The sequence below is a fragment of the Pseudomonas syringae pv. coryli str. NCPPB 4273 genome, from assembly GCF_000972175.1.
GTDB lineage: Bacteria > Pseudomonadota > Gammaproteobacteria > Pseudomonadales > Pseudomonadaceae > Aquipseudomonas > Aquipseudomonas syringae.
Genome location: NZ_AWQP01000069.1, coordinates 51,455 through 65,156, shown reverse-complemented (window position 1 = coordinate 65,156; position 13,702 = coordinate 51,455). Strand labels below are relative to the sequence as shown.

General features: G+C 62.3%; 16 protein-coding genes. 14 read left to right on the top strand and 2 right to left on the bottom strand.

The features are described from left to right. Positions 1-4 precede the first annotated feature (4 nt). Complete coding sequence (locus P406_RS23970) at positions 5-421, top strand: hypothetical protein (protein ID WP_046237558.1); 417 nt, start codon at positions 5-7, stop codon at positions 419-421. 2 nt (positions 422-423) lie between these two features. On the opposite strand, the gene P406_RS23965 is transcribed toward P406_RS23970, so the two are convergent. Next, positions 424-1,206 carry a tetratricopeptide repeat protein gene (locus P406_RS23965; RefSeq protein ID WP_003410071.1) on the bottom strand — a complete coding sequence of 261 codons (783 nt, stop codon included), beginning with the start codon at positions 1,204-1,206 and terminating at the stop codon, positions 424-426. A 175-nt stretch (positions 1,207-1,381) separates the two neighbouring features. Here P406_RS23965 and P406_RS23960 point away from each other — a divergent pair, with 175 nt between their 5' ends. The 13 genes from P406_RS23960 to P406_RS23900 all read left to right on the top strand — a co-directional run bounded on the left by P406_RS23960 (position 1,382) and on the right by P406_RS23900 (position 10,452). Next, positions 1,382-1,993: a hypothetical protein gene (locus P406_RS23960; protein ID WP_003410074.1), complete on the top strand. Its 612-nt coding sequence runs from the start codon at positions 1,382-1,384 to the stop codon at positions 1,991-1,993. 20 nt (positions 1,994-2,013) lie between these two features. Then, positions 2,014-2,232, top strand: a complete 219-nt coding sequence (locus tag P406_RS23955; RefSeq protein ID WP_024693172.1) for a hypothetical protein — start codon at positions 2,014-2,016, stop codon at positions 2,230-2,232. A 9-nt stretch (positions 2,233-2,241) separates the two neighbouring features. Next, positions 2,242-2,673, top strand: coding sequence for a hypothetical protein (locus P406_RS23950; RefSeq protein WP_032698439.1), 432 nt, complete (start codon positions 2,242-2,244; stop codon positions 2,671-2,673). Positions 2,674-2,676: 3 nt separating this feature from the next. Then, positions 2,677-3,456, top strand: a complete 780-nt coding sequence (sctJ, locus tag P406_RS23945; RefSeq protein WP_046237557.1) for a type III secretion system inner membrane ring lipoprotein SctJ — start codon at positions 2,677-2,679, stop codon at positions 3,454-3,456. Then, positions 3,453-4,076: a hypothetical protein gene (locus tag P406_RS23940; RefSeq protein WP_046237556.1), complete on the top strand. Its 624-nt coding sequence runs from the start codon at positions 3,453-3,455 to the stop codon at positions 4,074-4,076. The genes sctJ and P406_RS23940 overlap by 4 nt, the downstream gene beginning before the upstream one ends. Then, entirely contained in the window at positions 4,069-4,665 is a 597-nt protein-coding gene (locus tag P406_RS23935) for a FliH/SctL family protein (RefSeq protein WP_003410087.1), read from the top strand. Before P406_RS23940 ends, P406_RS23935 begins: the two co-directional genes overlap by 8 nt. Next, positions 4,662-5,990 (top strand): FliI/YscN family ATPase, encoded by a 1,329-nt coding sequence (locus tag P406_RS23930; RefSeq protein WP_003410090.1) that lies wholly within the window; start codon positions 4,662-4,664, stop codon positions 5,988-5,990. Before P406_RS23935 ends, P406_RS23930 begins: the two co-directional genes overlap by 4 nt. A 102-nt stretch (positions 5,991-6,092) precedes the next feature. Beyond that, a complete protein-coding gene (locus tag P406_RS23925) occupies positions 6,093-6,602 on the top strand; it encodes a hypothetical protein (protein WP_003410092.1) in 510 nt (169 codons plus the stop codon). Further along, positions 6,599-7,657, top strand: coding sequence for a type III secretion system cytoplasmic ring protein SctQ (gene sctQ / locus P406_RS23920; RefSeq protein ID WP_046237555.1), 1,059 nt, complete (start codon positions 6,599-6,601; stop codon positions 7,655-7,657). The genes P406_RS23925 and sctQ overlap by 4 nt, the downstream gene beginning before the upstream one ends. After that, the gene (gene sctR, locus P406_RS23915) at positions 7,654-8,310 is read left to right on the top strand and encodes a type III secretion system export apparatus subunit SctR (RefSeq protein WP_003369210.1); all 657 of its coding nucleotides are present in this window, start codon (positions 7,654-7,656) and stop codon (positions 8,308-8,310) included. The genes sctQ and sctR overlap by 4 nt, the downstream gene beginning before the upstream one ends. Positions 8,311-8,314: 4 nt before the next feature. After that, positions 8,315-8,584 carry an EscS/YscS/HrcS family type III secretion system export apparatus protein gene (locus P406_RS23910; protein ID WP_003369212.1) on the top strand — a complete coding sequence of 90 codons (270 nt, stop codon included), beginning with the start codon at positions 8,315-8,317 and terminating at the stop codon, positions 8,582-8,584. A 6-nt stretch (positions 8,585-8,590) separates the two neighbouring features. Continuing rightward, positions 8,591-9,406, top strand: coding sequence for a type III secretion system export apparatus subunit SctT (gene sctT / locus P406_RS23905; protein ID WP_003410099.1), 816 nt, complete (start codon positions 8,591-8,593; stop codon positions 9,404-9,406). Continuing rightward, positions 9,406-10,452 carry an EscU/YscU/HrcU family type III secretion system export apparatus switch protein gene (locus P406_RS23900; protein ID WP_003410101.1) on the top strand — a complete coding sequence of 349 codons (1,047 nt, stop codon included), beginning with the start codon at positions 9,406-9,408 and terminating at the stop codon, positions 10,450-10,452. The genes sctT and P406_RS23900 overlap by 1 nt, the downstream gene beginning before the upstream one ends. A gap of 20 nt (positions 10,453-10,472) precedes the next feature. Here P406_RS23900 and P406_RS23895 read toward each other — a convergent pair whose 3' ends face one another. Continuing rightward, positions 10,473-13,295, bottom strand: coding sequence for an ATP-binding protein (locus P406_RS23895; RefSeq protein ID WP_046237554.1), 2,823 nt, complete (start codon positions 13,293-13,295; stop codon positions 10,473-10,475). Positions 13,296-13,702 lie beyond the last annotated feature (407 nt).

Sequence of the window (13,702 nt, the reverse complement as noted above, 5' to 3'; positions counted from 1 at the left end):
GGCCATGAACCTCATTTCAAACATGCCACGCCTGCCGATTCTGATGACGCTGTGCCTGCTGGCAGGCTGCAAGACCCACCTGGATCCGGTGAGCTATTCGCCGGGTTATACGGCGGTGACGCGCGCCGATGGTCGCGTGGAACTGGTGCCGGATGCGTGCATGCAGCCCGCTGCGCAGGACGACATTGGCGTAGGGGAAGATTTTCAGCCGCTGCTGCCGCCGGGCTGCGCCAGCAATCTGATTCTGTTGCAGATGGTCGAGCAGCGCTCGGACGTGGTGCAGGGCCGTAGCACCGGTCCGGTCATGGCAGCCCCGGTGGGCAGGGCCGCGCAGGTGTACATCGATGGCTATGACCGCGAAGAACTGCGCCGCCGTCAGGCGGAGCAGCAGGCCAACACCGACACTCGGGAGGCGCGATGATTTCAGCGAGCGTCGACCAGCCCCAATTCGCGTGCCTGTTCGGCACGGTCGGGTATTGCCTTGATGCGTCGAGCCTCGGCGATCAGTTTGCTGCGCTCGGCCTTGGGAATGTCGTCGAAGGTCATGCTTTTGAGGTCTTTCTCTTTACCGGCGAGCACCATCACCAGCAATTGATTGCGCTGGTGGCGGGGTTGCGCCAGCGGCGACTGGCTAACGCTGTCAATGGTTTCCAGGGCCTTCTTATTGTCGTCACCCAGCACATAGGCAAGGGCCAGGTTGCAGCGGGTGTCCAGATCGCTCGGTGCCAGACGAAGGCTGCTATTGAAGGCGCTCTGGGACTTGTCCGCTTCGCCGCTGAGGATGTAGGCGATGCCCAGTCGGTTCCACGCCTGCGGCTGCTGCAAGGCAGTGGCGGCCTGATTGAGCACGGTGACGGCGCGTTGCAGCTTGCCTTGACGCAACTGTGCGGTGCCCAGGCCCAACAAGGCTTCAGGGTCATCGGCCTTGAGCTCCAGCGCACGTTGGTAGGCCCGCTCCGCGCCGCGTGTGTCGTTGCTGGCAAGCAGCGCGGCACCGAGTTTGCGCCACGATTCGACGCCGGCTTCAGGCTGTTGCGTGGCGCGCTGATAGAACGACGCCGCCGTCGTCGAGTCGCCGCGTTTTTCCAGGTCGGCGGCCAGTTGCATGAAGCGGTCGTAGCTGGCATCGGTCTTGGGCTGGGTCGTGCACGCCGTCAAGGTCAGGCAGCCGAGCAACAACAACGTGGAGACGGAACGAGGTGGCATGGACAAGGCTCTTGTGAAAGGGGACGGGGCGAGGCAATTCAGCCGTCGACGGCCTTTGCGGGCGAGCGCCAGTTTATAGCCCCGGCGCTGAATTGCGACCGTTTTTTGAGCATGGATTTTCGCGTCGCTGCGGGCCGGCGCTCGTGGCAGCGCCGCAACCGGCAGGGAGGGTGCCATGCCGTTGTTCAAGGCTGAGTGGCGCATCGCGCTAAGGCTGTTGGTGATTCTGCTGTGCTCGCTGCCCGGTGCGTTGAACGCGGCGCCGGAGCGTGAACCCGAGTGGTTCGCCGAGCCTTATGCCTATGTGCTGGTCGACCAGGATATTCGCGGTGCACTCACCGAATTCGCGCAGAACCTCGACCTGATCGTGGTGTTCTCCGACAAGGTACGCGGCAATGCCCGCGGTACGGTACGCGGGGAAACGGCTGGAGAGTTTCTTGGCCGCCTGTGCGATGCCAATCAGTTGAGCTGGTATTTCGATGGCAACGTTCTGCACATCGCGGGCGCTGATGAGGTCGGTACGCGGGTTTTCGACCTGCAAGGCGCGCAGCTGCAAGAGTTGCAGGACTACCTGGCCCGTTTGCAGGTCTCCGGCCAGCCTATGTCCAGTCGTGTCAGCCCGGACAACGACAGCCTGTTCGTGTCCGGACCGCCAGCTTATCTGGCGCAGATTCAGCAGCACGTGGATCGTCAACCTGTCGCCGAGGCCGCACCCGTGGTGCGCGAACGCGGTGTGCGGGTGTTTCGAGGCGGTGTCGTCACTCAAGTCGCCACCGACCGTCAGTAACCCCAAAAGGAGCACTAACCATGTCCGTCAACTCCGTAGATAGCAATGTCGACGTCAATGTTTCCAGTCAGGAATCGCGTTTCAACGCCGCCGTCGAGAACGCCGAACAGGCCTCCAGCGACAGTGAGTTCAACGAAGCGCTGATCACTCAGGCCGTCACCATCGGCGGGCAGTTCATCATCATGCCGCGAGCTCAGGAAATGCTGAACGAAGCCCAGTCCGATGACGACTCCGAATAGGGTACGACCATGTCTGTGAATCTAGCTGCGTCACCGGCGGCGGCTGCCTTGCCGTCGCCGGGAGGAGGCGCGGGGCCGCAGGCTTCGCAGAACCTCTTCGAACACATGGCCGAGACGTCCAAGGGGATGCCGCAGGGCGCCAGCCCGCATCAGATCGGCACCAACCTGATGGAGCGGCTGGACGGCTTTATCGACCGCTCTCGGCAGTTCTCCCAGCGCGCCGACGCCTTGACCCAGGGCAGCGCGCCGCAGGCAGCCAGTCAGCCGCCGACAGCCGCTGCGAGCGCTGCTCAGACGACCGGCAAAGTCGGTGGGCCGCAGGTCGATCAGATCGTGCAGTCGCTGGGACGGATGTTCGACTACTCCATCGAAACCCAGATGGTGGTGCGCGGGGCGACTCAGATATCCGGTTCCGCCAACACCCTTCTCAAAGGTCAATGAATCATGTCCAAACGCTGCCGTGTCCTGCGCCTGCTGATCGTGGCCACGCTTGCCAGCCTGTTGCAGGCCTGCGACATCGATCTCTACACCAACCTTGGCGAGCGGGAAGCCAACGCCATGCTGGCTGTGTTGCTGCGCGACGGCATACCGGCGTCGCGCAAGGTGCAGGACAACGGCCAGCTCAAGGTCATGGTCGACGAAAAGCGTTTCGCCGAGGCCATGGCAGCGCTGGACGATGCCGGCTTGCCGGGGCAGAGCTTCTCCAACATGGGCGAGGTGTTCAAGGGCAATGGCCTGGTGTCCTCGCCAGTACAGGAGCGCGCCCAGATGGTCTATGCGCTCAGCGAAGAATTGTCACACACGGTTTCGCAGATCGACGGCATTCTGTCCGCGCGGGTGCATGTGGTGCTGCCGGACAATGACCTGCTCAAGCGGGTGATTTCGCCGTCCTCGGCCTCGGTGCTGGTGCGCTACGACCCGCGCACCGACATCAACGTGCTGATACCGCAGATCAAGACCCTGGTCGCCAATGGTATTTCCGGGCTGGGCTACGACGGTGTGTCGGTGACCGCCATCAAGGCAGCGGTCCCTGACAAGGCCGGCGCGCAGCCGCAACTGGCGAGCTTCTTCGGGCTGTGGATGCTGGAGGATGATGTTCCGGCGGCGCGCTGGCTGTTCGGCAGTCTGTTGCTGATCGCGCTGGTGCTTGCCGGATTGCTGAGTCGTCAGTTCTGGCAACGTCGCCGGGTCGAGGGCACTTATGTATTGAGTGATGCACCATGACTGCTGCGCAGAGCGAGCAGTGGCAGGCACTCGTCGAGCGGCCTCTGACGTTTGTCAGGGAACGCTGGTTGGCCGAGTGCCTGCAACGCGGTGTCGATCCAGCCACGCTGGCTTCGCTGCGCGATTCATCGCGTTTTGCGACACGCTTCGAGCAACTGTTGAATGCGCATTTCAAGCTGCACCCGCTGCCGCGACTGGAACAGCCAGCGCAGGATGACCTGGCGGTGCTGCTGTTGACCGACAAAGATTTTGCACGTCTGCCGCGCTTGTGTGGCGCGGTCTGGCATGCCGCCACGCTGAGTCGCGAGATTCGGGGTGATGTGGTCAGTGAGTACCGCCAGGCGCTGGGGGATGATGCTTTTTCACTGGCACTTGCCCAGCGCCACCTGGCCGGGGCCGCCAACCTGCTGCGCACCCCGGTCGAACTCGTCCAGGCCATTGATCGCGATGGTGCGTGCTGCGTGGCCGCCTGGCTCGAGGCCCAACCCATCGAACTGCAAGCCTGGCTGCGCCTGCGCCTCGACATTGCGCAAAATCAGCCTCAGCCAGGCGATGAACGACAGGTGACGGTGGTGCAAACCGTTGCCCGTCTGCTGACCGGGAGCGACGACCATGAGTGATCTGCCCACCCGACCCGCATCACGGATCGTGCGCGCTGCCGAAGCGGCTCGCTGGATCGACGGCTACGCCTTCGTCGAGGCCGCTCATCAGGAGGCGCGGTCGGTTCGCGAGAACAGCGCGCAATGGCTGGAGCAGGCCCGTGCCGAAGGTTTCGAGCGCGCCCGTCAGGACGGCGCCGAGCAGGTCGCAGCGTTGCTGGCACAGACCAGCGCCGGGGTCGAGCGATACCTGGCCGGGCTGGAAAGCTCGCTGGCTGAACTGGCGCTGGGGATTGCCCGGCAGGTGCTGGGCGAGCTGGATGACCACGAACGCCTGCTACGCTGCACCGCAGAGGCACTGTCGGCGTTTCGTCAGGATCAGGCGCTGACGCTGTATGTGCCGCGTGCCGACGTCGAAGCGTTGCGTCGACGGTTGGCCCACGAGGCGCCGCCGGCGCTGAAGTCGCTGAGTGTCGTCGGTGACGATCAGCTGGCAGCCGGTCAGGCGCGGCTGGGCAGCCCGGCGGGCTCCGTTGAACTCGGGCTGGATGCGCAACTGGACAACCTGCGGCGTGCGCTGCTGCCATTGGCAGAAGGGGATGCTTGTTGAATGAGGCCCTGATCACGCTGCTGCCCGATCTTCAGCGGCGCTTGCAGCTCGCCCAGCCCAGACCGATGCGCGGCACCTTGCGCAGCATTCGCGGTGTGTTGTTGCGCGCCAGTGTGGCCGGGGTGCGGATTGGCGAGCTGTGCGTGTTGCGCGACCCGGGAAACGGACGAGAGTTGTCGGCCGAAGTGATCGGGTTCGATGAGGATGACGCGATTTTGTCGCCGATCGGTTCCATGGAAGGGTTGTCGACCCGGACCCAGATCATCGCTACCGGCCAGGCGTTGGGCGTGCAGGTCGGCGATGCCTTGCTGGGCCGGGTCATCAGCCCGATGGGCGAGTTTCTCGACGGGCCTGCACCAGCAGTTGCCAGCGGCTTGCAAAGTTACCCATTGCATGCCGAGCCACCCGCGCCGTTCAGTCGTCAGCGCATCGTCAAGCCACTTTCGCTTGGGGTACGCGCCATAGACAGCCTGTTGACGCTGGCGCAGGGCCAGCGCATGGGTATTTTTGGCGAGCCAGGGGTGGGCAAGTCCTCACTGCTGGCCAGCATCGTGCGTAACAGCAATGTCGATGTGATCGTCATCGGCCTGATCGGCGAGCGTGGACGTGAAGTGCGTGAACTGCTGGAGGGTCAGCTGGATGCCACGGCGCGGGCGCGCACGGTGGCCGTAGTGGCCACCTCGGATCGGCCTGCCGCCGAGCGGGTCAGGGCGGCTTATGTGGCGACCACCCAGGCTGAATATCATCGCGACCAGGGCCGCAGCGTGCTGCTGTTGATGGACAGCCTGACCCGCTTCGCCCGTGCTCAGCGTGAGCTCGGTCTGGCGGTGGGTGAGCCGCCGACCCGGCGCGGTTATCCGCCGTCGTTTTTCTCGGCGTTGCCGCGTCTGCTGGAGCGCGCCGGCCCTGGACCATCAGGCAGCATTACGGCGCTGTATACCGTGCTGACCGAAGGTGATGCGAGCATGGACCCGGTGGCTGAGGAAACCCGTTCCATTCTCGACGGCCACATCGTGCTGAGCGCCGATCTGGCACAGCGTGATCATTTTCCGGCAATCGACGTACTGCGCAGCCGAAGCCGCCTGATGGACCACATCGCGACAACAGAACACCGGCAACTGGCTTCGCGGATGCGCGAGCTCATCGCCCGGCGCCAGGAGATCGAGCTGTTGATTCAGGTGGGTGAATACGCGGCCGGCAGCGACCCGCTGGCCGATGAGGCGATTGCCCGCCACGCGGACATCGAGGCCTTTCTGCGTCAGCCCGCCACCGAGCATGACAGTCTGGAATTGACCCTGACGCAGATGCGCAAGGTGCTGGCATGAATTCGAGCGTTGATTGCGCACCCTGGGTACGTCTCGCTGTGATGACTGATCGCATGCATGTTCTCCTTCGATGCCGAACGGCATTTGCCATGGAAAAGACTTATGAAAACGGCTGACTTGCACAGTTTGCAGGCCCTGCGCGTGCTGCGTGAGCAGCGCGCCACAGCGCGTCTTGCCGCACAACGTGAACGCTGCCGTGAGGCTAACAGCGAGCTCGAAAAGGCTCGTGAAGCCTTGCGTCTGCACCGGGAAAAGCTCGTTCAGGAAGCCGAGCAGGCGTATGGCCGGTTCAGCGAGGGGCTGTCGGTCAGTGCCTGGCGAGCGGCACAGGAGCGCCTGCAGCAGCTGGATGATGAACGTGTGGCGTTGCAGGCCGATGCTGATGCCGTGGCCCTGTCGCTTGAGACCGAAGAGCAGGCCCGCGAGCGCCTCAGGCAAGTGCACAGGGAGCAGCAACAGAAAACCAAAGCCTGGCAAAGCCTGGTGGAGCAGCGCGTGCAAAGTGATGCACGTCTGGCCGAACAGCGTGACGAAGCCGATCAGCCGGCAGCGCCTGGCAGTACCGCTGCAACTGCTGTGACATCTGTCCTGACATCAGGAACCGAGCCATGACGATGTATGCCGGCCCCATTGCTGCGGATCCGTCGTGCCGCGAGGCGCTCAAGGCGCGATTGGCGCAGTTCGACCGTGAGGTACTGGACCTGCACAACCGGCTGCACCGCGCCCGGGCGCCTTGGCCGGTGCTGCTGGGCGGGCAAGCGGTGCAGGTGCTGTGGGCCAGCGCGAGTGGCGAGTGCCGGCAGCCGGTGCGTGTGGCCATCGCGCTCGGCGAGCATCGGATCGAACTGAATATCCCGCTGCGGCTGCTTGAGCTCTCGGGGTTGGGCTGGCAGCCCGGCGCGGCAATCGATACCGACGCTGACGCATTGCTGCTGGAACAGGCCTGGTTGAGCTGGATCGAGCCGCTGGAAGGGCTGTTGGGCGAGCCTCTGCGCGTAGTGCCATGCACGTTCGACCAACGGAATAAAAGCCTGAAGGTCGCCGTCGAGGTACGCGCCGGTGATCAGCCGGCACAGGCGTTGAAAATCCATTTCGACGCCGCGAGCGCCCAGCGGGTGAGCACGCTGCTAGAGCAGCACTGCGCAGTTACGCGCGACCCGCTGCAAGCCTTGCGTCTGGCGTTGAGTGTCGAAGCCGGGCAGGCGCCGTTGACTCACGCCGAACTGCGCAGCCTGTTGCCGGGCGATGTGGTGATGCTCGACACCCTGACCGATGCGCAGGTGCTGCTGCGGCTGGGACGTCACTGCCAGACCGTCGTCAGACGCCAGGGCGACACGCTGGTCTGGCAAGGCGCGTTACGTCCCGGCAGCCCTGCATTTTCTCCGTACCCCTTTGACAGGAATGATCCGATGAGTGAAATGAGCGCCGATGCCGATCTGGATGCCTCGCTGGACGAGTTGCCACTGACCCTGATCTGTCAGTTGGGCAGCGTGGAGCTGACCCTTGCGCAGTTGCGCGAAATGGCCCCTGGCAGCGTTCTGCCCTTTACCGGCCAGGCGCATGACGAAGTGGACCTGATGGTCAACGGTCGCCGCGTCGGTCGCGGCGAACTGGTGACCATCGGCGATGGTCTGGGCGTGCGCCTGCTTGGCTTCAGCGGCTCATGAACGGTTACCAGCCGAATTTGATCGAGATCATTCTGGTCGTTGCCACCATCGGACTGATTCCCCTGGCCGTGGTGACCCTGACCGGTTTCATGAAGATCTCTGTGGTGCTGTTCCTGATCCGCAATGCTCTGGGCGTACAGCAGACACCGCCGAACCTGGTGCTTTACGGCATCGCGCTGATCCTGTCGGTCTACGTCACCACACCGCTGATCGGCGACATGTATCGGCAGGTGCAGGGCCGCGATCTGAGTCTGCAGAACGTTCAGCAGCTCGAGGAATTGGGCAGCGCCTTGCGACCGCCCTTGCAGGCACATCTGTCGAAGTTCGCCAACGAAAGCGAGCGTGGATTTTTCGTGCAGGCGACCGAAACCATCTGGTCTCCGGAGGCACGTGCCGACCTGCGCGATGATGACCTGGTGGTGCTGATCCCGGCATTCGTCAGTTCCGAGCTGACCCGGGCCTTCGAGATCGGCTTTTTACTGTACATCCCGTTTCTGGTCGTCGATCTGCTGGTGTCCAACGTTTTGATGGCCATGGGCATGTCGATGGTTTCGCCCACCTTGATTTCAATTCCGCTGAAGATATTCCTGTTCGTGGCCCTCAGTGGCTGGTCACGCCTGATGCATGGGCTGATTTTAAGCTACGGGGGCTGAAGTCATGGGTCAGGACGTATTTCTGTCGCTGATGAATCAGGCGCTGATGACTGTGCTGCTGCTTTCCGCGCCAGCGCTGATCGTGGCGATTGTGGTGGGGTTGGGCGTGGGACTGCTGCAGGCGCTGACCCAGATTCAGGACCAGACCCTGCCGCAGGTGGTCAAGCTGGTAGGCGTGCTGCTGGTCATCGTATTCGTCGGGCCGTTGCTGGCGGGGCAAGTGGCGGAGCTGGGGAATCAGGTGCTGGACAATTTCCCGCTGTGGACGCGTTGAACAGCCATGGGCGCTGATCTGACCAACGCGTTCATCGAAATTGCCTACCCGGTGATCAGTTCGACGTCGCTGGCTGCCTCGCGGGCCATGGGCGTGGTGATCATCACGCCGGCATTCAACCGTCTGGGCCTGACCGGGATGATTCGTGGTTGCGTGGCAGTGGCCATCTCGGTGCCGATGATCCTTCCCGTTTTCTCCGCGTTCACCTCCATGCCCGAGCACAGCGGGTTCTTTCTGGCTGGATTGATGATCAAGGAATTGCTGATCGGGTTGCTGATCGGGCTGTTGTTCGGCATCCCGTTCTGGGCCGCCGAGGTGGCAGGCGAACTGATCGACCTGCAGCGTGGGTCGACCATGGAACAACTGGTTGACCCGCTCGGGCAGGGGGAGGCGAGCGTGATGGCGACCTTGCTCACGGTCATGCTGATCACACTTTTTTTCATGTCCGGCGGCTTCATTCTGATGGTCGACGGCTACTACCACAGCTATCAGCTCTGGCCGGTGACCGAATTCACACCGCTGTTCAGCAGCGCGGCGTTGACGTCGATTCTGGCGATTCTCGACCAGGTGATGCGCATCGGTGTGTTGATGGTCGCGCCGTTGCTGATCGCCATGCTGATCACGGACCTGATGCTGGCCTACCTGTCACGCATGGCCCCCAGCCTGCATATTTTTGACCTTTCATTACCGGTCAAGAACCTGTTTTTCTCGGTGTTGATGGTGGTCTATATCGGCTTTCTGATCCCGGTGATGATCGATCAACTGGCGCAGTTCCGAGGCACCATCGAAGTGCTCAAGGCGCTCGCGGTCGAGGGCGGCTGATGGGCGAATCCAGCGAGGAAAAAAGCCAGCCGGCCACGGACAAGAAGCTGCGTGATGCGCGCAAGAAGGGTCAGGTCGCGAAAAGCCAGGACCTGGTCTCCGGCATGGTCATTCTGCTGTGTACGTTGTGTATTTCGGTGCTGCTGCCCAAGGCGCGGGCGCAGGTCGAGGCGTTGATTGACCTCGCGGCATTGATCTACATCGAGCCCTTCAACGACGTCTGGCCGCGGCTGCTCGACCATGCCGAGCAGATCGTCATCGGCATTACCTTGCCAGTGGTGGCGGTAACGGTCGCGGCGGTGATTCTGACCAACATCGTGACGATGCGTGGGGTAGTGTTTTCGGTGGAGCCCATTCAGCCGGACATCAAACGCATCAACCCGGCCGAAGGTTTCAAACGCATTTTTGCAATGCGCAACCTGATCGAGTTTCTCAAGGGGCTGGTCAAGGTGGTACTGCTGGGGCTGGCGTTCTACGTGGTAGGGCGTCAGGCCCTGCAAGCGCTAATGGAGTCGTCGCGCTGTGGTGAGGGCTGCATTGAGTCGACGTTTTATCTGGTCCTCAAACCGCTGGTGTTCACCGTGCTGACGGCGTTTCTGCTGGTCGGTGCGGTGGATGTGCTGATGCAGCGCTGGCTGTTTGGTCGTGACATGAAAATGAGCCACAGCGAGCAGAAACGCGAACGCAAGGACGTCGACGGCGACCCGATGATCAAGCGCGAACGTCAGCGCCAACGGCGCGAAATGCAGGCCCTGGCGACCAAACTCGGGTTGGCGCGGGCGTCATTGATGATCGGCGACGCTGGCGGCTGGGTGGTGGGCGTGCGGTATGTTCGCGGCGAAACGCCAGTGCCGATAGTGGTCTGTCGCGCCGCACAGCACGAGTCCGCCGCATTGCTCGCCGACGCCGCGCCACTGGGCATTGCCCTGTGGCCCGACGCAGACCTTGCCGAGTCGATTGCAAAACGAAGCGTGGCGGGCGACCCGGTGCCGGAAAACACCTTCCAGGCGGTAGCCGATGCATTGGTGGCGCAGCGGCTGATCTGATATCAGCCACCACCAGACCTCTAGTGCACCACCGGACTGTAGCGGGTAGCGGGTGTGCCGCGTACCACTGTCAGACGGTTGAGGTCGGTGTTGATACGCCATGCCCAGAAATGCGTACCGTCCTCACGCGCCGTATCCAGTGCTTGAGCGAGCATGGTGCGCACATCCTCCAGCGAGTAGTCATGTGGCTGGTCGAGCATCAGTTGGGCCTTGACCCGCATGATTTCAGGCAAGTACCAGCGATCATGATTTTCCACCGCGCCAATATGAAGCTCATCGAGAATTTCCAGCGCCAGAGGTTCGAGTCTGAGTGCCGCCAGACCTGATGCGTACTCGGTGTGCAGCATCGCATGCAGAGGCGTTTCCACGTGGCTGCGCAATTGCTGCAGGGCTTCTCCCAATAGCGGTACACCCGTTGCGGCATCGCCTTCGCGGATCGCCAGAATGCTTTCATAGCAACTGGTCAGCTGGCGCCAGACATGCAGTGGCTGACGTTCGCTACTCTGCTTGAGAAGCTTGAGGAAATGCCGCGTCTTGTGCAGCGTACCGGCAATCAGCGTCGCCGGGATCGCACTGATCGCCAGGGTGTACCACAGGGTTGCAGGATGACTCAGCGCAATAGCCTGTTGCACATTGGTTTCCAGGGCGACCATCGCCTGGCCGGTATTGCCGATCAGCAACTGAACCTGGGCCCGCAGCGACTGCGCTGCAATACGCTGGTCGAAGTGCATGTCGATAATGTGCGAGGACGGCGAGCGCGGGGCGCCAAGCGCTTCTTCGATAGACTGACGCGCCGTCTTCATATCGCCCATATAGAACGCGCTGGTGGCGCGCATGCGTCTGCCCAGCAACTGGCAGTCAGCAATGCGATAGTCCTTGCCCAATGCCAGAAATTGCGAAGCGACCTGCGTACCCTGCAGATGCTTGTTGCTGCAGGTGTGGTCGTTCCATTTTCCCCACAACGCCCGCAGGCGGTATTCGGAGTCGTCCAGCGCTTCGGCATCTTCACTGACTTGCTGCCAGACCTCGCGCATTTTCTGCCCCGCGCCGTAGGTCAGCATCAGAATGCTGCCGGACATGGTCAGCAGACGCATACGCTGCCGACGGTCCATGTGTGCCTCTTCCACCTGCCGGGGCAGGCCGTGGTTTACCCAGTCCTGGTATTCGCGCACCAGCGACAGGCGCAGCCACAATGGCGAGCTGCACAGCGTCAGTTCGACCCCCAGCTGGCGGTCGCCCTCGGCCGAAAAGGCCCAGGTGAGCGCCGCTCGAATGGTATCGACCTCTATGCCGTAACGCTGGGTCCAGAGCTCCTGGGACAGTTGTTCGAGATCCTGCCTGCCGTGTTCCAGCAGGGTCAGTGCCCATTGAGCGTGAGCACGGCACAGGCGTGGCACATCATCGAACTGCACCAGTTTTTCGTGGGCGTAGAGACGTGTTGTTTCCAGCAGCCTGAAGCGCTTGCCCTGGCTGTGATCGAAGGTGCCGAGCAGCGATTTTTCCAGCAGGCTTTCGAGCATCGGCAGCGTCATGCGCACGTCCGGCAAACCGATGTTGACGATCGCCATGGCGCCGTCAATGGTGAAAGACCCGTTGAATATCGACAGCTGGCGCAGCAACGCCTGCTCGTGCCCGGTGAGCATTCCGTAGGTCCAGTCCAGCGTGGCACTCAGCGAGCGCTGGCGCGGCAAGGCGGTGCGAAGGCCGGTCATCTGCAACCGGAAACTGCCGTCCAGCAGGCCGACCAGGTCATGAATGCCGAAGGTCCTGGCGCGTGCAGCGGCCAGTTCGATGGCCAGTGGATTACCGTCCAGTTTGCGGCAGATGGCGGCGACCGTTTCGGCGTCGCCGTCATTGAAGGCAAACTCGGGGTCCTGCTCTCTGGCGCGGGTCACGAACAGCGCCACCCCGGAATAGCCCATGGCCTGCGCGGCCGTGAGCGCTTCGTGCTCATCGGGCACCTGCAGCGGGCCGAGCTCATGCACCCATTCGCCCTGCGCACGCAATGGTTCGCGACTGGTCACGACGATGCAGCACAGCGGTGCATTGGCCAGCAATGCTTCGACGGCAGCGGCGGTTTCGTCGAGCACATGCTCGCAGTTATCGAGGACCAGCAATTGCGGGCGACCGACCAGCGATGGCGGTATGTCGTGCAGCGGTTGTTCGTTCTCGGCGCTGAGCCCCAGCGCGGACGCGATTCTGCCCAATATCGTTTGTGTGCCGTTGACCGGTGTCAGGTCGACGAACGCGGTGCTGAGGCCAGATTGCGCGGCCAGACTGTCAGCCAGTGCCAGCGCTACGGTCGTTTTGCCGACGCCGCCGGGACCGCTCAGGGTCAACAGACGTCGGGACAGGGTCAGCTCCGACAGTTGCGCTATCAGTTCGTCACGCCCAAGCACCTGACGATTGATTGTCGGCACGCTTACGCTGACGGGCGTGTCCACTTGCGCCGCAGGCTCGGGGCGCACCGCCGACTGCACACTGACCGGCGCGACAAATCGGTAGCCGCGGCCCGGCACCGTGACAATGTAGTTCTCTTCGGCATCCAGTGCTCTGCGCAGGGCAACGATTTGCGCACGCAGGTTGCATTCCTCGACCACTGCTCTGGGCCATGCCAGGGTCAGCAGTTCGGCTTTCTCCAGCAATTCGCCTGGCCGTGTGGCGAAAGCGACCAGCAGCGCCATTGCGCGGCTGCCCAGCGGCACCGGCTGTGAATCCTTGAGCAGCAAATATTCGCGTGGAAGCAGGGTGAATGAGCCAAAGTGAATGGCCTCGTCGCTGCGTGACGCCTCACCTGTTTCCTGAATGGCCATTTCATCATGGCCGCTTGCTTCGAAATCCATGCTTAGACCTGTGTCAGAAGTAATAACTGCGCCGCCGCACCTTGCAGGAGCATGAAGGTCCCGATGTGTGTCTATGTAGTGATGAATGTTCTGTTTATCTGCCGGCGCCTGTTGACCTTCGGCAGATCAGTTGTAACTGAGCGGACGCCCAGTGTTACCGGGTGTACACCAATGCCTGACCGCATGCCTGATTTAACGCGTTGACTGTCCGGAAAGCGGAAAGTCTAGTGACATGAGATGACTGTTATGAGATCGATGCACAAATCGCGCCCACGTTAATTGACATCAGTTAGCCGCTACTCCGTTTACCGTTGGTCGACTTGTAACGATTTTTTATCAACACGCCATTTGCCCGAACGGTCCTTTGCATGACCGGCTGCCGAACTAACGCGACCGGTAGGGCCACT